We start from the raw sequence: 21,877 nt of genomic DNA on the forward strand, positions 1-21,877 counted from the left end.
ACGTTTTACCTCCAGTTTCTGCCGGACCGGAAAGCTCAAACCGGATGTCTGAGCTCCCTTAATCAATATGCAGTTATTGTATTGACGTAAAGCGAACGACTAAATACCTGAAACCACGTAGAAAAATACCCTTATATGGAACCCCCGCTCTGCACCAGCGTTTGGTAGAGTTGATCTTTTAGTTCCACCCTTTGTTGCTTCAGACGATGAAGCTTGTCGTCACCTATTGGCGAATCCCGCCGTTCGAGCCCCTCAATTTCCTGATCAAGTTCTGTATAACGTTTCAGGCTTTCGCCAAACTTAGTGTCGGTGGTTTTAAGTTCTTTGATCAGGTCACTGAACTGAGGAAATTCTTTCTGAAGTTCATGGCTGGATATGCCCATTGATTTGTCCTCCTGCGATTTTCTGAGTGACGAACTGCCGGACTATTCATAATAGACGAGCCTCGCAAACTAAGGGGTTCTTTGACAAACCGCTAATAACACCCGGGCCGGCACCGGTATAGCATGACTGCTCAAGACACAGTCAGACTATGAGTAGCGCACCAATGACGTTTGCACGAATTACCGGTACTGGTTCCTACCTGCCGGAAAAGATAGTCACTAACAAAGACCTCGAACGGCAGGTGGATACTACCGATCAGTGGATCCGAGAGCGCACAGGCATTGAGCAGCGTCACATCGCCGCAGATGGGCAAAGTACAGTCGATCTCGCCGAACCGGCAGCCAGGAATGCTCTTGAGGCCGCCGGCATCAGCCCCGACGAACTGGATTTGATCATCGTAGCAACCACTACACCGGACAAAATCTTTCCGAGCTGCGCCTGTCTTCTTCAGGCCAGGCTCGGCGCTCATGGTTGCCCTGCCTTCGACGTCCAGGCTGTTTGCAGCGGTTTTATCTACGCTCTGGCGACAGCAGAGAAGTTCATCCGGTCAGGAAGCAGCAAAAAGGCCCTGGTGATTGGCGCCGAGGTGTTCTCACGCATTCTGAACTGGGATGACCGTACCACCTGCGTGTTGTTTGGAGATGGCGCCGGTGCCGTCGTCCTTGAAGCCAGCGATGAATGCGGGGTGCTTTCCACTCACCTCCATGCGGACGGACGGTATTCGGATCTTCTCCAGGTGCCCTGCGGTATCTCTCACGAATACGAACAGGTGAAAGCCGGACGCGCCTTCGTGGAAATGAAGGGTAACGAAGTATTCAAAGTGGCCGTGAACACCTTGGGTAAAATCGTGGATGAAACTCTCGAGGCCAGCCAGATGGCGAAATCGGACGTCGACTGGCTGGTTCCCCATCAGGCAAACCTGAGAATCATTTCAGCGACCGCGAAGAAGCTGAACATGTCCATGGATCAGGTTGTCGTTACCGTTAACAAGCACGGTAACACGTCAGCAGCGTCGATCCCGCTTGCTCTGGATGTGGCGGTTCGCGATGGTCGTATCCAGCGCGGGCAGGTATTACTCCTTGAGGCATTTGGCGGAGGATTCACCTGGGGCTCTGCCCTCATCCGTTATTAATTAGCTAGCAACCCGGTTGTCAGGGTTACTGCTTGTTCCGTATACTGTATTTTTATACAGATAAATTCGCTCACTGCGGGGAATCACCATGGCGGTACAAGCAGTCTATTTTTCCGATAGGGACGGCCTGGATATGGCACTAAAACATCCTGACACCATGCTTTTTGCGTCCAAAGCCGAGGCGGATGCCCGGGATCGCATTCTTGAACTGGCAGAGGAAATACAGATCTTTCTGACCAAGAAAGTGGAAGGCTTGAGTGAAGAACACGCTGAGGCCTGTGCTATGGCGATTGCCGAAGAACGCGATCTTTTCCAGAAGGCCCTGAAAAAGCCCGATCTCCTGAACACCAGCCCGGAGTGATCCCCTTTTCATAGCAGGGCTTTTGCCCGCTTCTCTTCTCTTTATAGGAAACGCCTGCCATGGCAGCCAATCCAGGTGTGGCAGGCGTGTTTTATACTCGGTTCTGTTAGTTCCAAAAAAACAACGACTCGGAACAGAGCTTATGCCAGAAACCAGCAGCGGCGACGCACCTTCCATACTGATCATTGGTACTGGATTCGGCGGCCTTGGAATGGCCATCACCCTGAAAAAGGCCGGCTTCCATAACTTTCAGATTCTGGAGAAGGCCTCCGATATTGGCGGGACCTGGCGCGACAACACCTACCCCGGTGCCGCATGCGACATCCAATCCCACCTGTACTCCTATTCCTTTGAGCCAAAACACGACTGGAGCCGGAAATTCGGCTTGCAGGCCGAGATTCTCGATTACCTGCGGCATTGCGTCCGCAAGTATGACCTTGCAGGGCACCTGAAATTTGATAGCGAAATTTCCGAGGCAAAATTTGATGGGCAGAGCAGCCAATGGATTATCCAGCTTAAAAATGGCGGCTCCCTGTCTGCCGATGTGCTGATCAGCGCCACCGGACAACTCAACCTTCCTGCCCTGCCCAACATACCCGGAATGGACCATTTTTCCGGCGAGCAGTTTCATTCCGCCCGCTGGAATCATGAATGTAATCTTGCGGACAAGCGGGTTGCGGTGATTGGCACCGGTGCCAGTGCCATTCAGTTTGTCCCAGAAATCGCTGGCAAAGTGAAATCACTGGTGCTGTTTCAGCGCTCTGCTCCCTGGGTGCTTCGCAAACCGGATCGACCCTTTCGCCACTGGGAACAGGCCTTGTTCAAGGTCCTGCCACCCTGGGACCGCCTGTACCGCTGGTTGATCTATTGGAAAAATGAAAGTCGCGCGCTGGCGTTTACCCGGTTTAACCGGCTGCTGGACATTTACGCCTGGCAGGGCAAACGGGAAGCGCGAAAGCAGGTCACCGATCCGGAAAAGTTCAAACATGTCATCCCGGATTATCAAATTGGCTGCAAGCGAGTCTTAATCTCGAACGACTGGTATCGCGCCCTGAATCGTCCCAATGTGACGCTCGTTACCGAGGACATTGATCACATGGATCAGTATGCCGTGGTCACCAAAGACGGCGCCCACTATCCGGTTGACGTGATCATTTACGGAACTGGCTTCAGGGCATCGGAATTTCTGTCGCCTATATCCATCATCGGCAAAAACGGCAGAAGTCTGGATGAAACCTGGGCAAACGGTGCATCGGCATTCAAGGGAATTACCGTCAACGGATTTCCAAATTTTTTCATGCTGTACGGCCCCAACACGAATCTGGCTCATAACTCGATTATTTACATGCTGGAATCCCAGTTCAGCTATGTGCTGGACGCCGTCAAACTACTGGCAAAAGATCCCGGGATGGTAATGGAGGTCGCAGGGGATCGACAGAACCAGTACGTATCGGAAATTCAAAGTGGCCTTGAAGGCAGCGTCTGGTCCTCCGGCTGTCATTCCTGGTATCTCGACGCCAGCGGCAAAAATACCGTCAACTGGCCAGGTTTTACGTTTACGTATCGCTGGTCTACCCGCCGGGTAGACCCTGACAACTATTCTTTTTACCGGTTTCCCAATCGAAACTGATCGAATCGCGACAGCCCCCAACCGGAACGCCGAATTGGCTAATCTTGCGCTCTCACCACAAACATAGGATGATTGGACGTCCGATCACAGGATAATTCTATGTTGAAACCTATCAAAAAAGGTTCCCTTGTTCAGGCAACCATTGACCGGCTTAGACAGACGATCGAGACAGGCCAATGGGCTCTGGGCGAAAAGCTTCCAGTGGAGTCGGACCTGGCAGAAAAGCTGGGCGTTAGCCGGAACACGGTTCGTGAAGCGGTGCGCGTCCTGGCTCATGGCGGCATGCTTGAGACCCGCCAGGGTGATGGCACTTACGTTCGCGCAACCCGGGACGATGGCGATGCCCTCAAGCGAATCTCTGCCTCTGCCCTTGCCGATCAACTGGAAGTGCGAACACTGCTTGAGTCCGGAGCGGCAGCACTGGCGGCGGAACGCCGAACATCCCAGGATCTGCAGGCGATGGCCGACGCTTTGGATGCTCGGGCGCGAGCCGGGGAGAATATCGATCAACGAGTTCGTCATGACGAAGCCTTTCACGTCGCCCTTGTAAGGTCGGCCCACAACGCAGCACTTAGCGAGCTCTACGGCGTGTTTTCCGGCGCCATTGCTCAAACCATCCGTCGTACGGAAACGGATCCGGATTTGCCGGAACCTTCCCAGGAAGACCATGAGCTGCTCCTGGCCGCCATTCGCCGGGGCGATGCGGCAAAAGCAAAGAAACTCGCCGACAAGCTGTTAAAGCCGAGCTTGATCAAGCTTCGTAGTGGAGTCTCCGGTCAATGAGCGTGCGGCTGGATCGTTTTACCTTGTTGCTGATCGGGGCGATAGTGCTGGCCTCTTTCCTGCCAGTAACCGGTCAGGCCGCAGATTGGGTCAGTGTGAGCGGGAGCGTGGCCGTCGCACTGTTGTTCTTTTTTCATGGCGCGGCATTATCGAGGGAGCAGATCGTTGCGGGTGCGACGCACTGGCGTCTTCATATTGTGATCACTGCCCTCACCTTTGTGCTCTTCCCTCTAATGGTTCTTCCTATCAATGAGTTGAGCAAAATAGCCCCCTCCTGGATGCCGCAGGATCTGGGGATCGGCTTTCTTTATCTTGGCGTACTGCCATCAGCCGTTTCCTCATCCATAGCCTATACCGCCATGGCCCGAGGCAATGTGCCCGCTGCAATCTGCAGCGCGGCAGCCTCCAATGTCTTTGGCATGATGCTCACCCCCTTCCTGTTACTCTTGCTGGTAAGCACATCTGGCACTGGTGATTTTTCGGTCGCAGAGGCACTCAAGGACATTGTGCTGCAACTGTTGCTGCCCTTTGCGCTTGGCCACGCCTGCCGGCCCTGGCTTGGCGGTTATCTGGCCAGAAACGAGAGTTTGATGGCTCGCTATGATCAGTGCGTGATCTGGCTGATTGTATACTCGGCCTTTTCCCATTCGGTGGAAAGCGGTCTTTGGGAGACGCTGCCGGTCAAAGCCATCGTGCTGACGGTCGCGTTGTGCCTTGGTTTGCTTGGGCTGTTTATGGTGCTGGCGCGCTTTCTCGTGCGCCGTTTCGGATTCAGTCTTCAGGATGAGGCGGCAGTGGTGTTCTGTGGCTCCAAAAAAAGCCTGGCATCGGGACTGCCGATGGCAAAGGTGCTGTTTTCCGGCCACCCTGGCTTTGGCATGATCGTGCTGCCAATCATGTGCTACAACCAGATTCAGGTTATTGTCGGTGCCATACTCGCGCAAAAATACCGCGCAAAAATTGATGCGGCGGAACGCGGTTAGCCACCTCCGCCCAGACCACCAAACAGACTGGTCAGGACAACCAGCACGATAATCCAGCCGATCACGGCCGGCCAGAAGTTGCTCGTGTGCCGGGGCTGTCCGGCCTGCTCCACTTCCTGTTCGGTCTCATCTTCCTGCTGGCTGCTCTGTTGCTCAGCGGTTTCCGCCAGGCTGAACCAGCCAAACCAGTCACCGATAAATCGGGTAACCGGAATCGGGAAATTGCCATTCTCCGCCAGGGGGCGCAGTTGTGATTCAAGTCGCTGGGCCACTTCCCTTCGCAAGGCGGCCTGGTCCGCCGGAGGCTCGCAGACAATTGCCTTCCACACACCGGGGTCCTGCGCTCTTCGATGATCATTCAGCAGGGCTTTCACCTGGATGATCACTTCACGGACGACCTGTTCCTCTGTCGCACTCAAAGCCCGGTGTTCGGATGACTCCTCCAGGCCGACCGGTGCCGGATCACCCGAGGGCTCGAGATTCGACACCGCATTGTCGCTGACAGAAGGGTCCGGAGCCGCCTGTTCGCCCGTCGCTTCACGAAAAGCCTGTTCCAGCCGCTCAGCTTCCTCTTTCGAGGCAAACTTCATTTGCTGATTGTAGGCCTCGCGGATTCGTTGGTGGTCACCGGTTGGTTCGATGCCCAGTATTTCCCAGCAATTCATGGATTCCGCTACTCCGTGCGTTGTCGTTTTCTTGCAATATTTCCAAAGACAAAATCCTTGCCTTTCATTAAGATATCGAGGACATTAAAAATAATTTCAAGCTTCCGTTCGGCAGATTGTAACTATTCGCATGACTGACCAAATAAATACACGCTCCGCGCGTTTAAAGGGTTCCATCTTTTTCATCGCATTAGCCTGTGGACTTTCCTCTTCGCCGGCATGGGCTGACGAAAATTCAGAGCCACTCTATCCTGGCCTTATTACTGCCGATGGCGAGTTCGCAGTGCCCTCGGAGGTGCTGACCACCACTCGCCTTCGCCAGTCCAAGCTGAAGGTTCCCGGCACAACAACCGTGATCAATGGCGACATGATTCGGCAGCTCGGCATCATGAATCTGGTGGAGGTGTTCAGGCTGGTGCCAGGCATGGTTGTTGGTGAATACGGCAGTAACAACCCGGTTACGAGCTATCATGGTACGTCTCAGTACGAACAACGGCGGCTTCAGGTTCAGGTGGATGGTCGAACGGCTTATCGCGCCAGTCTTGCCGATGTCGACTGGATTGCCATGCCGGTTGCTCTGGAGAACATAGAGCGAATTGAGGTCAGTCGTGGGCCGAATTCCGCGGCTTACGGGATCAACGCTTTTCTTGGCAGCATCAACATTATCACCCGATCCCCTGAGAATTCCGCTGGCGTTGAACTCTACACCTCGGCGGGTACCCGCGGCCATCTGCGGGCATTCACCTCGGTAGGCGATGCCGGTCGTGACGGTAGCTGGCGCCTGTCCTACGAAAAGCGCAAGTCCGACGGATTCGATGCACAGGTCGACGGTGGAGAGCGACAGCCCTTTCACGACGGCTTCAACGTCAACAACGTGAACCTGGACGGAATCGTTAACCTGGGCGACCTGCACTCCGTGGAGATTCGAACCGGGGTCCTGGACGGCACCAACGAGGAGGATCGCCTGAAGAGCGGCAATTTCGGTGCGATCACCAATCCCGATATTGAGCAGGACAATTACTACCTGCAGGCCCGGTTTAACGGCGCCACTTCAAACGCCCACTTCTACTACGTCCAGGCCAGCTTCCAGAACCAGAAGCGCCGGCAGGACTGGATTATCTCCAGTGCCGACGAGGAGTTCCCGGATCCACTCCGGGCCCTGTTGGGGGATGAGGTCTTCGTAGCCGAGCTGAACGAGAATTCCAGGGAGTCCCGGCAGGAATTCGAGATACAGGACACGCTGATTCTGGGTTCCTCACTGAAGCTGGTATCGGGTTTGGGATACCGCAAGGACAGCTACGAATCCGAAACCTTCTTCAACGGCAAAGGCAGCAATTACCAGACTCGTGTCTTTGCCAACGCTGAGTATTCGCCGTTCGATTGGCTTACGCTGAATGCCGGTGGTAACTGGGAGAAAACCACGACCACCGACGAAGGTTATTTCTCGCCACGTGTGGCCTCCAACTTTATTCTCGATGACAACCACGCGGTGCGATTCGTCTTCTCCCGCGCGGTTCGCACCCCCGATGCGTTCGAACAGGACCAGGAGTGGTCTTATCGTTTCCACAATGTCCGTGCGCCCTATGAAGATCTGGAAGGGCTGCGCCTGTCGGTGGCGGATTTCGTGGACCCAGACGTTTCAACGCTCGGTGAATCCCTGGAAGAGGAAAAAATCACCTCCCGCGAAGTTAGTTATTTCGGACAGTTTCACCTCGACCGTGCTCTCATGAGCGTTGAAGTGCGTTACTTCAACGACTATCTTCGGGACATGATCAGCGGCTTCATAAGCGCTGATGAATGGAATCTCGATAATAACGTTGCGCTGGAACAGGAAGGTGTTGAACTGGAAACGGCGCTGCAGGTTTCCGGTACTATGCTTCGAGCCACCTATGGCTATCTGGATCAGGAAGGGCGTTACACCGGCGATCCGGAGCGGTTTTTCAGGAAAGCCGTTGATCTCCTCGGCCGACTTTCGGCCCGCCATTCGGGAAGCGTTGCCTGGATTCAGGAACTCCCGTTGCAACTGACCTCATCTGCCGCTTTCTACTTCGCAGAAGAAGTCCGAAACACGCGCTTCAAGCGGGCGGATTTCCGTTTGGCCCGCCAAGTTGACCAGAACGACTACAGTTATGTGCTGGCTCTAACACTCCAGCATTACCTGGAGCGGGATCCCTGGATCAGCCCCGACAACATTATTGACGACCATAACCAGTACTTCGTCGAGGCCGGCGTAAGATTCTGAGCATCATCATGTAGGGAAACTGTGTGACCCAGGACGGTAAAAAACGATTCAGACATCCCCAGGCAGGCGGACAGCGTGACCGTTCTGCTTGTCTTGTCTGGTTGCTTTTCCTACTCAGTGTCCTGCTACCGGCCCATTCCACGCTTGCTCAAACTGAGTCATCGCGGGTTGTGCACTTTGTCGGCTCGGGCAACCCCGCTCTCGATCAACATGTTCAGGAGCTTCTGCGGGCCCGGCTCGGCGAGTCTGTGGTGCTTCATCCCGTCACCGATTCCAGTATTTCCTCCCTGAACAATGCACCGGTTATTGCTGTTGGCCCCTCCGCATTCACCAGGGTTTGGCAGGATAACCGTAATGCGGCCATTCTGGCGTTGCTGGTCGAAAAAGATTTTCTTGATGACTTCAAGTCGTCCGGCCAGGTCTCCGGCGTGTATTTTGATGTCCCGTTACTTCGACAGGCGTTGACCGGAAAAGCGATTTTGCCCCATGCCAACACCGTATCCCTGCTGGCAACACCCGAATCGGTCGCGCTTTATGAGCCCGTTGCTGATCAACTGATGGACTATGGCATGAAAGCCAGGTTCTTTATTGTATCCAGCGAAGAGGAGTTGATCCCCGCACTGGTGCGTGCGCTCAGTTATGGTGATTTCCTCCTGGCCACTCCCGACGAAGATATTTATAACCCGCGCACCATAAAGCACATCCTGCTGACCGCCTACCGCCGCAATCGAATTGTCATTGGGCCCAGTCAGGCTTATGTGAGAGCGGGTGCGCTGGCGTCCAGCTATGCCCCCTTCCCGACCATGGCGGATCTTGGGGCCCAGTTTTTGCAGACATTTTTTGAAACAGGAGCTTTCCCGGCTCCGGCATACCCGGAAACCTTTGCGGTCGAAGTCAACAACCAGGTCGCACGGTCACTCAATATTCCGGTTCCTGAAAATGAGTACATTCGTCAGTCCGTGAATGACGCCCTGAATGGCGAGGGAGGACGACAGAGTGAGCAGTAAGACCAGATCGATGCCGGCACCTTTGGTACGCAAGCTTCTGATTCTTGGAGCTCTGCCGGCAACGGTGATGTTTTTTGTCCTGATTGTGTTTTTCACGACGGCGCGAATTGACGATGCTCGCCGGGAGCTGTCCACCAACGGCCAGTTACTGGCAGACAGCCTCTCCCCGGCCCTGGAATACGCGGTGGTGGCGGGAAATAATGAAGCACTGCAAAGCGTCCTCAGTGAATCCCTGCGTCACAGCTCGGCGACCTGGATTCGTGTGACCGACGTTGTGGGTGAGCAGCTCGGCTTTGCCTCCAATGGCACTCTGAATTCGCCTTTCGATTCAGATCAGTACCTGGTTTACGAGGCCGAAATTCTCCAGCAACCCCTGGAGCTGAATTCCGACGATACTCAGGTCTGGTTTGCGCCTGAGTACGGCTTTGGCGCTGGTGCCCTTCGCGTGGGAACGATCGAGGTTGGCGTAGATACAGCGGTATTCGATCACCGTCGCCAGGACATTCTCTGGACATCGATCGCCGTCGGTCTAGTCATCCTTCTGTTTACCTTGCTCATTGCCCATCACTATTTGAGTACCATTCTTTCGCCCATTCGCCAGCTGTCGGACCGGGTTGCCCGCTTGATTCAGGGCGACTACTCCGAGCAGCCTGTAAAGCGGGCTCCAAATTCGCGGGAAGTGGTGCAGATTGAAGAGCACATCAATGAACTGGCCGCCCAGCTTGGTGATTTACGACGCCTGCACGAACAGAACCTGACGGCGGCTGAAGCAGCCCGGGATCGAGCGGATAGCGCCAATCAGGCAAAGTCTGAATTCCTGGCAACCATGAGCCACGAACTGCGTACGCCACTTAATGGGGTACTGGGAATGATTGAGCTTATACAGGATGAATCTCTGACGGCCCGGCAGCAGGACTACCTGTCGACGGCAAGGCAATCCACCGAAGACTTGCTCACAGTCATTGGCGATATTCTGGATTACTCAAAGATTGATGGCGGGAGCGTCAAGCTTGATCACCAGGCGTTTGACCTGCCAAAGCTGATCAGCAATTGCGTCTCAACTTTTCGTTTCGTCGCCGAGCAGCAGGGTCTCACGCTGAATCTGAGTTTCAACGGTGACTGGCCACCTCATGCCATGGTCATGGGTGATGCGCCACGATTGCGACAAGCTCTGGCAGGGCTGGTGGATAATGCCATCAAATTTACCGCTGATGGCTTCATCAATATTCAGGCAAACTGTTTCGTTAATGAACCAAGCAACATGATCTTCAGTTGTTCGGTGACGGATTCAGGAACTGGCATACCCAGTGATCAGCTGACGAATATTTTCAATTCCTTCGAGCAACTGGATTATGGCAATACCCGCAAACACGCCGGTACCGGGCTCGGTCTGTCGATTACCCAACGACTGGTTGAGTTAATGGGAGGGCACATACAGGTCGATACGAATATCGGCGAGGGTTCATCGTTCCGTTTCGAGCTGCCATTTGAACTGGCGTCACCTGTAAAGCCACAACCCGTGCGGCCTACAACAACCCCGAACGGGCAACTTATTCATGCTCTGGTCGTCGAGGATAACCCGGTAAACCAGAAAGTGGCTTGCGCTATGCTGAGGCGTCTAGGGTTCGAAACCGACGCCGCGAACAACGGCAATGAAGCCCTGGAAAAGATTCGGCGGAATCACACTGGCTACGACGTCATTCTGATGGATTGCCATATGCCGGTGATGGACGGTTACGAAACGACCCGGCAAATACGAAGCTGGGAGAAAGACGTGGGGCAACACGGTGTTCCTATCGTCGCCTTGACCGCGGATGTGCTGCCAGAAACGCGGGACAACTGTCTGAAGAGCGGAATGAACGATTACCTGGCCAAGCCGGTAAAGCGTGAACGACTGGAAAAAGTTCTCAGCCAGTGGTTCGAGCTCGAAGCCTGAGAACCACTGGCGACTCGGGTTTCGCTCAACGGCCGTCAGGCGACCGGCTCACGCATGGTGACAAACTCTTCCGCCGAGGTGGGATGAATACCCAGGGTTGCGTCGAACTGCGCTTTCGTTGCGCCCGCTTTGATGGCCACCGCCATACCCTGGATGATCTCCCCGGCATCCGGTCCTACCATGTGCGCTCCCAGCACGCGGTCCGTGTCAGCATCGACAACCAACTTCATCAGGCAGCGCTCATTCCGTCCGCTCAAGGTGTGCCGCATGGGGCGAAATTCGGAGCGGAAAATGCTCAGGGTATGTCCAGCGTCTTTTGCCTCGGCCTCGTTCAGGCCCACCGTGCCGATGTTGGGGTGGCAGAACACGGCCGTTGGAATGGCGGAATAGTCCATTTCCCCCTGACCGTCACCAAACAGGCGGCGGGATAGCACCATCCCCTGGCCCAGCGCAACAGGCGTTAGCTGGGGCGTTCCAATCACATCCCCAAGGGCGGTAATGCCCGGAACCGAAGTTTCAAAATGATCATTGACGGCAATGTTGCCAGCGTCATCAAACTGAACACCCAGCTCGGCAAGACCCAGGCCTTCCGTTAACGCCCTGCGGCCTGTGGCGGCCATGACCAGACCGGTTTCCAGACTGTTACCGTCACTGAGGTTCACCCGGTAGTGGGTGCCCGAAGTCTCAACCGAGTCGATCGTGACACCAAACCGCAGGTTAATGCCCTTCTTGGACATTTCCTGGTGTACGAACCGACGAATATCGTCGTCGAATCCACGCAGGAACAGTTCACCGCGATAAATCAACGTCGTTTCCACCCCCAGCCCGGCAAGGATGCCGGCGAACTCTACCGCAATGTAGCCACCGCCCCAAACGACCGCGTGTTTCGGCAGCTGGGGCAGATAGAACATGTCGTTGGACGTAAGGATGCAGTCTTTTCCCGGAATCTCGGGAATCACCGGCCAGCTCCCGGTTGCGATCGTAATGTATTTCGCTGTATAGGTCTGGTCGCCAACGACAACGGTATTCGCACTTGTCAGTCTGGCCGTCCCCTCAATAATGGACACACCCGCATTCGTGAGCATCCGCCCATAAATGCCGTTCAGCCGTTCGATCTCGGTATTCTTGTTGGCGACGAGCGTTGGCCAGTCAAACTCAACATTCTCCATGGGGATGCGCCAACCATAACCGGCGGCATCCTCCATTTCGTCGTGGACGTGGGAACCGTAGACGAACAGCTTTTTGGGTACACATCCCACATTGACGCACGTGCCACCAAGGTACCGGGACTCGACAACGGCCACTCGCGCGCCACGCTGAGCTGACATGCGCGCAAGCCGAACGCCTCCGGATCCGGCTCCGATAACAATGAGGTCAAACTGCTGATTGTCAGACACGACTTCTCCCGTACTGGTTGCTGTTAGTCAAAGTTATTGCTGGGCCGTCGCATCCTTCACTACCGGATGCACTTCCCGAAACAGGACGTGATCCTCGAAACTCCCCAGCTGTATCTTGCCCAGACTCCGGAAGCCTTCCGATTCATAGAATGGCAGATACCGGCTATTCCCCGTATCGAGAACCAATCCACTGCCACGAGGGTTCTCGGCGCAGAGCTTTTCGACCGCTTTAAGCAGGAGCCGGCCGTAGCCACGGTTCTGGTACTTGGGATTGACTCCCATCAGGGGAAGTTGGTGAGCGAGGGGTTGTGGCAGCATTTCCCGAATTTTTTCATGGTAATCCAGATAACGGCGAGTGGCCTTAAAACCGGCGGTCAGTACCATGCGAATGCGCCAGCTTAACTGATCGGTCAGGTTCATGCGAAGTTCGGGATCGCCGATAAAAGCCACCGCCACCAGAACATCGTCGACCATCACACCAACGGCTTCCTGATCAAGGCTGAAGTAGAGGTCGATCAGTTCGCGAATGGTTGCCCTCACCCGCTGTTCGTATCCGGGGCGTCGATGATTGAAAAGGTACTGAAACGTGGGCTCATCCCGATAGGCGTGAAAGAGAATGGAGCGAGCCTCGTTGGAGGCGGTCACATCCAGCCGAACAACGGCAGGCTCTGTTGTGGGAGTGTCTGCTCTGTTCTTGCGCATTGGATTATCCTTTTCTCGGCTACAGCGATGCCCCTTCAATCGATCAGCATCAGATGGTTAACGTCAGTCGAACCGATACCCGCCCAGGTTCCCGGGACCGGTCCATGGCTGCCTGATCCACTATAACGCCATGGCCACTATTCAGTCGCTCAAGCCAGGCTGCCACTTCCGCAAACGCGGCATCTTCAAGCCAGACCCGAATGGCGTTCTGGCCACTGGGTTCAAAGCGCTGCAACGACAGTCCGGCCTCCCGGGCGGACCTTGTAACGAGCGCCATCAAGGCGCGACCATCGGCAACGGCGACCGCTGCTTCCCCGGTGTCGCCGTCAGCTCCTCCAAGACGCATAATGGTGGCTTCGTTGGCCTCCATCCAGGCGAGAAGGTCGGCGGAATTCTCGTGATCGGCGACCGCCCGATCGTGGAAGTCTGACACCGGACGCCAGACCATGAAATACAACAACCCCAGCAGAATGGCGATCGCCATAACCGTCAGTGCCTGCTGGTCCCGGCGAGGCAGCTGATCATACTGGGCAATGAGCTTGCCTACGGCCGGCTGTTCTTTCAGTTTTTTAAACATGGGTTAACCTCCCGAAACCGTGAGCCGACCGCGAGCGCCATCGGATTCGTTCACAACAGATCCAATCTGCGCTTCCAGGCCCTGGTTGGACAGGCCATTTCGCAGTGCGCTCAGCCGGTCATAGCTGTCCGCCCTGACGTCGACGATCAGTTCGCCTCGGGAGCGACTGAAGTTCACCGAATTGAATTGAACGGAATTGGTGCCCGGCAATTCGGAGTATTCCTGGCCGGTGTATTTCATCAGCGTGATGAAATCGAGCTCTGGCCCCTCGGCACCGGCGGTTCTTAACTGGCCAGCTATAACTCGGCGAACGTTACCTGAATGGGTTCGCCGATCCCCGGGGAAAGCCTCGCGGTAGATGCCCATCGCCTGCTCTTTGAGTTTGTCCGCTTCCTGCTCATGATAGATACCCATGCCTACTTCCATGGCGACCTGTATACCAAACCAAACGGCAGCAACCGCAATCAAAGGCTTCCAGGGCTTGAAGGCACTGGATTTTCCGGACGACGGGCTGAAGCTGCCCTGGCACAGATTGATAGGGTGCGAGAGGTGATGGTGGAGACTGTGCGCCAGCAGTTCGAGCGGCGTTACTTCGAGGGTTTCCTGACGGACCGCAATGCGGCCTTCTGCTTTGAGTTCGCCTATCACCGCTTGCTGGAAACTGAAGTCATCTTCACTTCCATAGAGCGCCACCGGCACTTCCGCGACCACGTCTTCCGTGGGCGGAAGAGCCAGTGTCTTGGCGAAAATGGCCAGGTTGGACGACTGTATGCTGAACCACTCTTCCCGCTCATTCATCAGAAGCGCGGTTTCGCCATCCAGACAAATAGACCAGCCACCCTCCGTCACAGGGAGCAAAGAGGCATCGGGATAAATCGCGTCCAGCCTTGAATGATCCCACCCGGTGAACAGCGCCACCCACTGATCCATACGTTCTTCATCAATCGCCGCGACGCGATACCCTGCCTCGCTCCGCCTGCCGAGCGCCAGGTGCACCGAGTCGATGTCCTGCGCAATCTGCTCTTCGACTGCAAACGGGAGAGCCTGATGGATGAAGCGGCTCTGCTTGGCGGGAATGTCCGCCACGCAGAACAAGGCTTCCTCACCGGGTAGCAGGCCCACCAGCAGAACATTGTCGAGGGCATTCTGGGCAAGTGTGTGCTCAATGGTTTCGCGGGTATCAGCGGTTCCCCGAGCCTGAGTATCGCCACTGGCATCCAGCAATGCCCAACTGAACAGCTGGGCCTCAGGGTTCTGTCTCAGGTCCGCCAGGGGAGCGACGGGCCGCACATAAAGGCGATAAGACATGATTATCCTTCTGAAAAATTCACGGGATCTTTGAAATCGTCATCCTTGATCTTCCTGCCGAAGTCACGGGAAACCGTCTGCATCTCCCCTTCGCCATTTCTATAAATGGTACTGTGCAAATAAACAATACGGTTATCGTATGTAATACGCGCGGCAACCTCAAAAAAATGAGTGCGGACTGAGAGACCTTGTCGGTTGAGACCGAGGCCCGCAAACGGATTCAGGGCAAGGAATTCCTGAAGGTCGTCAAAACCTTGGTTTTCTTCCAGCGCCTCTTCTATATCTGCTATATGACCTGGGGTCAGGTCTTCATGGAGTGACTGCAACACTTCCGGAGACGCAAAATTAACGTTGATTCCCAATCCGGTTACCGGCAGCGCGGTAACATGTTCCCGGAGAGCAGCAACATCCTCCGGCTCCACACCCTCGATCAGCAGGAGTTCTGATACGTTGGCAAAGGGTTGATTTCCGGTCCGATATCCGGGCTCCTGTGATAGATACTGTCCATCCTCTGCCCCATACCCGCCTTCAAGAATTACGGGCTGGTCGTTGCTGTCTATCCAGTCGATTAACTTCGCCACTTCAATCGAATCTATATCCAGTGCAATGAGCAGACGCTCCAATCGCTGTTGCGTGAGAACGTCAACTTCCCCATTCTCGTTTACCAGATCATTCAGGTTGATGCGCCCACCCAAATCGTCAATCTGCGCCTGGGCAACCCCCAGCCCGTCATCGAGGGGAAGGATGGCCGAGTTCCCCGCCCAATCCTCAAACGGGGTGTCGACCAGACTGCTGTCTTCCTGATCGTTCTCATGGTCGGTAAATAACTGAACCCGGGCATAGGCCTCAGCACCGAGGGCGATACTGGTTCCTTGCTGTTGTGACAAAAAGTGCCCGGCTTTGAAAACCCGAATCGTCTGCTGTTTTGTCATTCCGGTCGCAAGCATCACGACAAGCGCCATGGCAAGCAGCACCATGATCAACGCAATACCTTTCTGGCGAAACAACGGTACGCTCATTACCCGGCTCCACCTGGCTGCTCCGTGCCCTCAGGAGCACCTTCCTCTGGCTCCGGCGTTTCTTCATCCGCCTGCTCCGCCGCCTGATTGGTCTGGTTCAGCATGGCCTGAGCAGCTTCCGGCTCAAAGTCGGGCAGCACAAAGGTGCGAACGAGTTTGCCAAATCTTTCGTGTTCAAGAGTAATCTCTACGCCTGCCGGCAGCGGAACATCGGGCCGTGCCATTGGATTAAGGTTCGCGAGTACCTGGTCAGGTGGCCAGGCAGATTGCCAGGCGTTTTCGTCTCCGAGGAAGCGGATGTCAAACGCGAGCACGTCTTCCAAGAGTAGTATTTCTGTGCTGTTATCTTCGTAGCCTTGATCTACAAGCGGCCAGAAGCGGCGCCGGAGTTCGTCGCCGGTGAACTCCCAGGCGACCCGTTGCAGCGTACTTCGGGTTGTTCCTGTGTCAATGGGAGGGATGCGCCAACCCTGGCGCGTCAAAATCAGAGCGAAGTCGTCTTCACGGCTCGTGAGCGAGAACTGGAAATCACCGTAGATGTCTCTCGCCGGCCGGTTCACTGCCTGCGTCAGGTCCCTTTCGAGCATCAGCATGGCCCGCTGGAGGTCGTCAAAACTTTCAGCGAGCACGTCGACTCGTTCTCTGGATGTCATGATGCCACTTAAAATCTGCCAGACGCCAAGCCCGATCACGGAAGTGATGGTCACGGCAATCAGAACTTCCATCAGGGTAAAGCCAAGCTGATGCGAGCCGGTACGGAAGGAGGAACTCATCAGTATCCTCCCAGGAATGCAGACAAAGTGTGTACCTGCCTCGGCTTTTCGCCGGCCCCGCGGTAGAGTTCGACATCAACCTCGACGCGGAGAAAGTAGGGATTTCCTGTGCCGATCACTTTCGTCGTGACTCGCCAGCGATGGGGACCATAATCCAGATCTTGTGAATTCTCAGAAACGCCGGGAAGCTCTTCCTGGAGGCGCAACTGATTGATACGGTTGTCAGCAAGCCATGCGGCCAGGGTTTTATCCCTCACCCGTTCATAACTACTGATGTATTGGCTGCCTACGTCGGCGGCTGCGGTCGCAATCAGGGCAAATACCAGCAGGGCCACGAGAACTTCGATAAGCGTGAAACCGGCCTCTCGCTTCACAGTTCGTCCTCATCGCCCGGTTTGCGCCATTCAACATCGGAGAATCCGTCTGAGGCAAGTACGTGCACGTAATCCGAATCCCTGCCGATGTTAAATTCCAGCTCGAACGGGGTCGACTCGCCGCTTGAGAAAAACATCAAATCTGGCTGGATCGTGTCATTATCGGAAGATAGGGATGAGGCCTCGTTTTCGCTGAACCGGGTTACGACCATCCAGTCGGGGAAGGTGCGAGCCCGGAATAGGCGTTCATCTGAAGGCGTCCATTCATCTTTTTCGTCGTCATACAGGAAAAACTGGTATCCCTCTGACTCGATTTGAAGACCAAGTTCCGCGTTATTCAGGATCGCCTGTTCGGACGCCGTCTGCATCAACAGGTACAGTTCCCGAACTTCCCCCTCAAGTTCCCTCTGCTGAGAGCCACCGCCAAGTGTCATTACGGCCAGAGAGGCCAGAAGCCCGACAACAACCAGGACAACCAGTATCTCTATTAACGTGAAGCCGTAATGACGTTTCCCCGGCGGCACAATCGATTATTCCTTGGTTTCCCACACGGTGATGTCGGCGGCATCGCCCTCACCGCCTTCCTGGCCGTCTGCACCGTAGGAGTAAAGGTCGTATGGGCCTTCAGTGCCCGGGCTCACGTACTGGTACTCGGCACCCCAGGGGTCTTCCGGCACGCTCTTCAGGTAACCGTCAGGATTCCAGTTTTTGGGTTCGGGGCTGCCACTAGGTTTGGTGACCAGTGCTTCGAGGCCCTGCTGGGTGGAGGGGTATTGGCTGTTATCCAGCCGGTAAAGATCCAGTGCATTAGCAATATTGCTGAGTTGCGTTTCAGCAACCGTTACTTTGGCCTGGTCACTACGGCCCATGATGTTCGGGGCGACGATGGCCACCAGAAGACCAAGAATGACCATGACCACCATGATTTCAATAAGCGTAAAGCCCTGCTGTCGGGCTGATCGTGCAGTTCCTTTTCCGGTCATCACTGTTTTACTCGTCATTGGTTTACGGTCCTTTCTCTTTCTGTCTGTTGAGTCAGCCTCCGCAAGGCCTAACCCACCAGATTACTCATATTAAGTATTGGCAGCATGATGGCCAGTACGATGATCAAAACCACCACGCCCATAACCAAAAGCATCAGCGGCTCGAAGAGGCCGACAATGGCCGCTATTTTGGACTGAAGTGTGTTCTCCTGCATCCTGGCGGTCCGCTCCAGCATATCATCGAGTTCCCCGCTGGCCTCTCCGCTGGCAATCATGTGTAGCATCATGGGCGGGAAATACCCGGTCTGATCCAGTGATCGATGCAGTGAGCCGCCCTCGCTAACCGATTTTGCCGCTGAGCGGAGTTCCCCCCGGAGGAAATCGTTGGAAAGCACCTCGCCGGCAATGCGCATGGCCTCAACCAGGGGGACCCCGCTCGTTGTCAGAATGCTGAGGGTACTGGCGTACCGGGCCGTATTCACGCCCCTCACCATGCCCGAGAACAAAGGCATATGGAGCAGGCTCTTATGAAAACGTTCCCGGAAAGCGGGTTTTCGAAGCGCCACCCGAAAGGCGATGAAGGCAATGATCAGCAAAATCAGAAGGTAAATGCCGTAGTCAGCCAGAAACTCAGACACCGAAAGCATGGCCATCGTCAGCGCCGGCAACTCCTGTCCCTGCTTGAGAAATACGTCAATGATGTCCGGCACAACGTATGTCAGAAGGAACACGACGATGGCGATCGCCACGATGCTCAGAATGATGGGGTAAATAGCCGCCAGCTGAATTTTCTGCCGGGCTTCCTGGCGCCCTTCTGTGTAATCCGCCAGCCGGTTCAACACCAGGTCCAGGTGCCCGGCGTGCTCACCTGCCGCAACCGTAGAGCGGTAAAGGCGCGGAAAGGCGCGGGGAAACTCCCCCAGGCTGTCCGCCAGGCTATAGCCCTCCATAACCTTTGCCCGTATGGCAATGAGCATACTGCGAATGCGCGGTTTGGTGGATTGCTGAGCCGCAGCCGACAGTGCCTGTTCAATGGGGATGCCAGACTGAATCAGCGTTGCCAGTTGACGGGTAACGAGGGCAAGATCAGCCGCTGCCAAACCACCCCGGCTACTGAGAGGGTTCGAGCGGGCCTGCTTTTGGGCTGCAGGCTCTACCGATAGCGGGGTGAGTCCTTTTTCACGAAGTTGCTGGCGAACAGCCCTTGCTGCATCACCTTCCAGCACACCCTGCCTTTGTTTTCCTCGGGAATCCAGGGCCTTGTATTCGTATGCGGGCATGGCTTATTGGCTCCGGTGGGTAACGCGCAAAACCTCTTCCACGGTGGTCACACCATCCAGAATCTTTCTCACGCCATCGGCGTGAATGCTGGGCCCGCGCCGGCGGGCTTCGTGTTCAAGCTCAAGCTCCCCAGCCCGCCTATGGATGAGTGCCCGAATCTCTTCGGTCACTTCTACCAGTTCGTAGATACCAATACGCCCCCGGTACCCGAGATCATTGCAATGCTCGCAGCCCTTGGATTTGTAAATGGTCGGGGGAAGCTCCGGATCCAATTGCAAAAACTCGCAATGCTCACGGGTCGGCGTGTAGGGTTCCCGACATTCCTTGCAAAGTACCCGAACCAGGCGCTGGGCGACGATGCCTACCAGAGAGGAGGAAATCAGGAAGGGTTCAATGCCCATGTCCATCAACCGCGTGATCGCGCCAACGGCGGAGTTTGTGTGCAGGGTCGACAGTACCAGGTGTCCCGTCAGACTGGCCTGCACAGCAATTTCACCGGTCTCCAGGTCACGGATCTCACCGATCATCACCACATCCGGATCTTGCCGCAGAATGGCCCGAAGTCCTCTGGCGAAGGTCATGTCCACCTTGGCGTTAACCTGGGTCTGACCAATGCCCGGCAGGTCGTACTCGATGGGATCCTCGACCGTCAGGATGTTGCGGGTGCGGTCATTAATTTCCTGAAGCGACGCATACAGTGTGGTGGATTTACCGGAACCCGTGGGACCGGTGACCAGCAAGATGCCGTAAGGTCGCTTGATCAGTTTACGCAGGACTTTCAGATCGTCGCCGGTCATACCCAGCGACTCGAGGCGAATCGCGCCCGCCTGCTTATCCAGCAGACGTAGCACTACCCGCTCGCCATTTGATGAGGGCATGGTGGATACCCGGATATCCACCTCCCGGCCAGCGACACGCAAGGCGATACGCCCGTCCTGGGGAACCCGCTTTTCGGCAATATCGAGTTTCGCCATAACCTTGATGCGCGAGACCAGCAATGGAGCGAGTGCGCGCTTTGGCTGAACCACCTCGCGAAGCACGCCATCAACCCGGAAACGAACGACCAGGCGCTTTTCGTAGGTCTCGATGTGAACGTCCGACGCGCTGGATTTCACCGCCTCGGTCAGGATGGCATTGATCAGGCGGATAATAGGGGCATCGTCTTCCTGCTCAAGCAGATCCTCGGTTTCAGGCACCGACTCGGCGAGGGACGCCAGATCCATATCATCACCGATACCCTCCACCATTTGCATGGCTTCCGCGGAATCGTTCTGGTACGCCGCATTGAGGGCGTGATCAAAGTGATCTGGATCGATCGTCGAGAATTTTGCCCGACCACCGCTTACCCGATTGGCCTCGGCCAGCGCAGAATGAGATGCACCGGGACGCACGAGTATGACTGCCTCACCTTCCTCTGAGCGGGTAAGAATGACACCGTTGCGTTTGGCAAAGGTGAAAGGAAGACGGCCGAGAGGAGCCTCCTGCTGCTGGGTGTCGGTTTCTGTAGTCAAGGTCTTTCCCGGTATAAAATTCTTATGGGATTCAAAGAATTCAGAAAGGCTACCACAGGAATGGGAACCGCTGAACAACTCTATACACTATACTGCGATTTATGGTTTGCAGTTTGATAACCTGTGAGCCTTTTACAGGCTCACCGCATTAACATCAGGATAATCAATGCCCGTACAAAACGAACGACTCCCGCTCCTGTTAGCCATTTTAGCGGGTGGCGCCATGCTTGGTGTGACCGCCTGGCAAGGATATAGTTTCTGGCAATCAACCCAGCAGGAGATAGTCGATCCATCCGGGCAAGACAGCATGAACTCGTCTCAGGAGCGTCGTGAACCACCGGAAGTCAACCTGGCCTCACTGGAGCTATTCGGGACGGCCTCCAAAGAGGGTGAAATCAAAGCGGTCGACACCGAAAACCTGCCCAAAACAAACCTTCGCCTGTTTCTTCGTGGTGTCCTGGCCGCCGATGGCGAGTTCCCGGGAAGCGCTCTGATTGAAGACTCAAAAGGCAATACGGACGCCTATCTGGTTGGCGATGAGCTGCCCGGGAACGCCAGCCTGCGTTCCGTCCACCCGAACCGGGTAATCATCGAACGTTCTGGAAAACTCGAGAACCTCTTTTTCCCTGAAGACGATAACCGTTCCGGCCTGTCTGTCGCGTCCAACAACAGTGCGCCGCCCTCTCGCTCATCCACCCAAAACTCGCAACCATCTCCCACACAATCCACGTCACAGCCGAGCAATAACCAAAACGACCAGCAACGGCGTGAAGAAATCCGGCGCCGTCTGGAGCAGTTACGGGAACGGCTGCGGAACAACAGTAACTGA

Annotated in this window: 22 protein-coding genes; 9 read left to right on the forward strand and 13 right to left on the reverse strand. The window is 55.4% G+C overall.

Annotation, left to right across the window (positions count from 1 at the left end; translation table 11 throughout):
* Nucleotides 1-131: 131 nt before the first annotated feature.
* A complete protein-coding gene (locus tag K8I84_RS05235) occupies nucleotides 132-383 on the reverse strand; it encodes a YdcH family protein (protein ID WP_223793653.1) in 252 nt (83 codons plus the stop codon).
* A 164-nt stretch (nucleotides 384-547) separates the two neighbouring features.
* On the opposite strand from K8I84_RS05235, the gene K8I84_RS05240 reads away from it, so the two are divergent.
* The 5 genes from K8I84_RS05240 to K8I84_RS05260 all read left to right on the forward strand — a co-directional run bounded on the left by K8I84_RS05240 (nucleotide 548) and on the right by K8I84_RS05260 (nucleotide 5,273).
* The gene (locus tag K8I84_RS05240) at nucleotides 548-1,516 is read left to right on the forward strand and encodes a beta-ketoacyl-ACP synthase III (RefSeq protein ID WP_223793734.1); all 969 of its coding nucleotides are present in this window, start codon (nucleotides 548-550) and stop codon (nucleotides 1,514-1,516) included.
* 88 nt (nucleotides 1,517-1,604) lie between these two features.
* On the forward strand, nucleotides 1,605-1,877 hold the full coding sequence (locus K8I84_RS05245) for a YebG family protein (protein ID WP_223793654.1): 273 nt from the start codon (nucleotides 1,605-1,607) through the stop codon (nucleotides 1,875-1,877).
* Between the two features lie 142 nt (nucleotides 1,878-2,019).
* Nucleotides 2,020-3,507 carry a flavin-containing monooxygenase gene (locus tag K8I84_RS05250; RefSeq protein ID WP_223793655.1) on the forward strand — a complete coding sequence of 496 codons (1,488 nt, stop codon included), beginning with the start codon at nucleotides 2,020-2,022 and terminating at the stop codon, nucleotides 3,505-3,507.
* 99 nt (nucleotides 3,508-3,606) lie between these two features.
* The gene (locus K8I84_RS05255) at nucleotides 3,607-4,290 is read left to right on the forward strand and encodes a FadR/GntR family transcriptional regulator (RefSeq protein ID WP_223793656.1); all 684 of its coding nucleotides are present in this window, start codon (nucleotides 3,607-3,609) and stop codon (nucleotides 4,288-4,290) included.
* Nucleotides 4,287-5,273, forward strand: a complete 987-nt coding sequence (locus K8I84_RS05260; RefSeq protein ID WP_223793657.1) for a bile acid:sodium symporter family protein — start codon at nucleotides 4,287-4,289, stop codon at nucleotides 5,271-5,273. Before K8I84_RS05255 ends, K8I84_RS05260 begins: the two co-directional genes overlap by 4 nt.
* Here K8I84_RS05260 and K8I84_RS05265 read toward each other — a convergent pair.
* Nucleotides 5,270-5,938 (reverse strand): J domain-containing protein, encoded by a 669-nt coding sequence (locus K8I84_RS05265; protein WP_223793658.1) that lies wholly within the window; start codon nucleotides 5,936-5,938, stop codon nucleotides 5,270-5,272. The two genes, K8I84_RS05260 and K8I84_RS05265, sit on opposite strands and share 4 nt — an antisense overlap.
* 283 nt (nucleotides 5,939-6,221) lie before the next feature.
* On the opposite strand from K8I84_RS05265, the gene K8I84_RS05270 reads away from it, so the two are divergent.
* The 3 genes from K8I84_RS05270 to K8I84_RS05280 all read left to right on the forward strand — a co-directional run bounded on the left by K8I84_RS05270 (nucleotide 6,222) and on the right by K8I84_RS05280 (nucleotide 11,123).
* Nucleotides 6,222-8,180, forward strand: a complete 1,959-nt coding sequence (locus tag K8I84_RS05270) for a TonB-dependent receptor plug domain-containing protein (RefSeq protein WP_223793659.1) — start codon at nucleotides 6,222-6,224, stop codon at nucleotides 8,178-8,180.
* A gap of 170 nt (nucleotides 8,181-8,350) precedes the next feature.
* Nucleotides 8,351-9,187 carry an ABC transporter substrate-binding protein gene (locus K8I84_RS05275; protein WP_223793660.1) on the forward strand — a complete coding sequence of 279 codons (837 nt, stop codon included), beginning with the start codon at nucleotides 8,351-8,353 and terminating at the stop codon, nucleotides 9,185-9,187.
* On the forward strand, nucleotides 9,177-11,123 hold the full coding sequence (locus tag K8I84_RS05280; RefSeq protein ID WP_223793661.1) for a response regulator: 1,947 nt from the start codon (nucleotides 9,177-9,179) through the stop codon (nucleotides 11,121-11,123). The genes K8I84_RS05275 and K8I84_RS05280 overlap by 11 nt, the downstream gene beginning before the upstream one ends.
* A gap of 35 nt (nucleotides 11,124-11,158) precedes the next feature.
* Here the strand turns inward: K8I84_RS05280 and gorA are convergent, their stop codons facing one another.
* Genes gorA through gspE form a run of 11 tightly spaced genes read right to left on the reverse strand, consistent with a single transcriptional unit; the run spans nucleotide 11,159 to nucleotide 21,048 of the window.
* Nucleotides 11,159-12,520: a glutathione-disulfide reductase gene (gorA, locus tag K8I84_RS05285; protein WP_223793662.1), complete on the reverse strand. Its 1,362-nt coding sequence runs from the start codon at nucleotides 12,518-12,520 to the stop codon at nucleotides 11,159-11,161.
* A 33-nt stretch (nucleotides 12,521-12,553) separates the two neighbouring features.
* Nucleotides 12,554-13,222: a GNAT family N-acetyltransferase gene (locus K8I84_RS05290; protein ID WP_223793663.1), complete on the reverse strand. Its 669-nt coding sequence runs from the start codon at nucleotides 13,220-13,222 to the stop codon at nucleotides 12,554-12,556.
* Between the two features lie 49 nt (nucleotides 13,223-13,271).
* Nucleotides 13,272-13,799, reverse strand: coding sequence for a type II secretion system protein GspM (gene gspM / locus K8I84_RS05295; protein ID WP_223793664.1), 528 nt, complete (start codon nucleotides 13,797-13,799; stop codon nucleotides 13,272-13,274).
* Nucleotides 13,800-13,802: 3 nt separating this feature from the next.
* Entirely contained in the window at nucleotides 13,803-15,107 is a 1,305-nt protein-coding gene (gspL, locus tag K8I84_RS05300) for a type II secretion system protein GspL (RefSeq protein WP_223793665.1), read from the reverse strand.
* Nucleotides 15,108-15,109: 2 nt separating this feature from the next.
* Nucleotides 15,110-16,126: a type II secretion system minor pseudopilin GspK gene (gene gspK, locus K8I84_RS05305; protein WP_223793666.1), complete on the reverse strand. Its 1,017-nt coding sequence runs from the start codon at nucleotides 16,124-16,126 to the stop codon at nucleotides 15,110-15,112.
* Nucleotides 16,126-16,899 (reverse strand): type II secretion system minor pseudopilin GspJ, encoded by a 774-nt coding sequence (gene gspJ, locus K8I84_RS05310; RefSeq protein ID WP_223793667.1) that lies wholly within the window; start codon nucleotides 16,897-16,899, stop codon nucleotides 16,126-16,128. Before gspJ ends, gspK begins: the two co-directional genes overlap by 1 nt.
* Entirely contained in the window at nucleotides 16,899-17,273 is a 375-nt protein-coding gene (gspI, locus tag K8I84_RS05315; RefSeq protein WP_223793668.1) for a type II secretion system minor pseudopilin GspI, read from the reverse strand. The genes gspJ and gspI overlap by 1 nt, the downstream gene beginning before the upstream one ends.
* Nucleotides 17,270-17,797 carry a type II secretion system minor pseudopilin GspH gene (gspH, locus tag K8I84_RS05320; RefSeq protein ID WP_223793669.1) on the reverse strand — a complete coding sequence of 176 codons (528 nt, stop codon included), beginning with the start codon at nucleotides 17,795-17,797 and terminating at the stop codon, nucleotides 17,270-17,272. The genes gspI and gspH overlap by 4 nt, the downstream gene beginning before the upstream one ends.
* 6 nt (nucleotides 17,798-17,803) lie before the next feature.
* On the reverse strand, nucleotides 17,804-18,274 hold the full coding sequence (gspG, locus tag K8I84_RS05325; protein ID WP_317848200.1) for a type II secretion system major pseudopilin GspG: 471 nt from the start codon (nucleotides 18,272-18,274) through the stop codon (nucleotides 17,804-17,806).
* A gap of 50 nt (nucleotides 18,275-18,324) precedes the next feature.
* A complete protein-coding gene (gspF, locus tag K8I84_RS05330) occupies nucleotides 18,325-19,536 on the reverse strand; it encodes a type II secretion system inner membrane protein GspF (RefSeq protein ID WP_223793670.1) in 1,212 nt (403 codons plus the stop codon).
* A gap of 3 nt (nucleotides 19,537-19,539) precedes the next feature.
* Complete coding sequence (gspE, locus tag K8I84_RS05335; RefSeq protein ID WP_223793671.1) at nucleotides 19,540-21,048, reverse strand: type II secretion system ATPase GspE; 1,509 nt, start codon at nucleotides 21,046-21,048, stop codon at nucleotides 19,540-19,542.
* A gap of 166 nt (nucleotides 21,049-21,214) precedes the next feature.
* Between gspE and K8I84_RS05340 the strand changes: the two genes are divergently transcribed.
* Nucleotides 21,215-21,877 carry a type II secretion system protein N gene (locus K8I84_RS05340; protein WP_223793672.1) on the forward strand — a complete coding sequence of 221 codons (663 nt, stop codon included), beginning with the start codon at nucleotides 21,215-21,217 and terminating at the stop codon, nucleotides 21,875-21,877.

The sequence above is a fragment of the Marinobacter sp. F4216 genome, assembly GCF_019931195.1.
Taxonomy (GTDB): domain Bacteria; phylum Pseudomonadota; class Gammaproteobacteria; order Pseudomonadales; family Oleiphilaceae; genus Marinobacter; species Marinobacter suaedae.

What these genes read in the sequence shown, in the direction of transcription:
- gspM (WP_223793664.1), bottom strand. Translation starts at nt 13,799, where the DNA reads ATGTTTAAAAAACTGAAAGAACAGCCGGCCGTAGGCAAGCTCATTGCC.
- gspF (WP_223793670.1), bottom strand. Translation starts at nt 19,536, where the DNA reads ATGCCCGCATACGAATACAAGGCCCTGGATTCCCGAGGAAAACAAAGG.
- K8I84_RS05265 (WP_223793658.1), bottom strand. Translation starts at nt 5,938, where the DNA reads ATGAATTGCTGGGAAATACTGGGCATCGAACCAACCGGTGACCACCAA.
- K8I84_RS05290 (WP_223793663.1), bottom strand. Translation starts at nt 13,222, where the DNA reads ATGCGCAAGAACAGAGCAGACACTCCCACAACAGAGCCTGCCGTTGTT.
- K8I84_RS05245 (WP_223793654.1), top strand. Translation starts at nt 1,605, where the DNA reads ATGGCGGTACAAGCAGTCTATTTTTCCGATAGGGACGGCCTGGATATG.
- K8I84_RS05250 (WP_223793655.1), top strand. Translation starts at nt 2,020, where the DNA reads ATGCCAGAAACCAGCAGCGGCGACGCACCTTCCATACTGATCATTGGT.
- K8I84_RS05240 (WP_223793734.1), top strand. Translation starts at nt 548, where the DNA reads ATGACGTTTGCACGAATTACCGGTACTGGTTCCTACCTGCCGGAAAAG.
- K8I84_RS05340 (WP_223793672.1), top strand. Translation starts at nt 21,215, where the DNA reads ATGCCCGTACAAAACGAACGACTCCCGCTCCTGTTAGCCATTTTAGCG.
- K8I84_RS05260 (WP_223793657.1), top strand. Translation starts at nt 4,287, where the DNA reads ATGAGCGTGCGGCTGGATCGTTTTACCTTGTTGCTGATCGGGGCGATA.
- gspK (WP_223793666.1), bottom strand. Translation starts at nt 16,126, where the DNA reads ATGAGCGTACCGTTGTTTCGCCAGAAAGGTATTGCGTTGATCATGGTG.
- K8I84_RS05235 (WP_223793653.1), bottom strand. Translation starts at nt 383, where the DNA reads ATGGGCATATCCAGCCATGAACTTCAGAAAGAATTTCCTCAGTTCAGT.
- K8I84_RS05255 (WP_223793656.1), top strand. Translation starts at nt 3,607, where the DNA reads ATGTTGAAACCTATCAAAAAAGGTTCCCTTGTTCAGGCAACCATTGAC.
- gspG (WP_317848200.1), bottom strand. Translation starts at nt 18,274, where the DNA reads ATGACGAGTAAAACAGTGATGACCGGAAAAGGAACTGCACGATCAGCC.
- gspJ (WP_223793667.1), bottom strand. Translation starts at nt 16,899, where the DNA reads ATGAGTTCCTCCTTCCGTACCGGCTCGCATCAGCTTGGCTTTACCCTG.
- gspL (WP_223793665.1), bottom strand. Translation starts at nt 15,107, where the DNA reads ATGTCTTATCGCCTTTATGTGCGGCCCGTCGCTCCCCTGGCGGACCTG.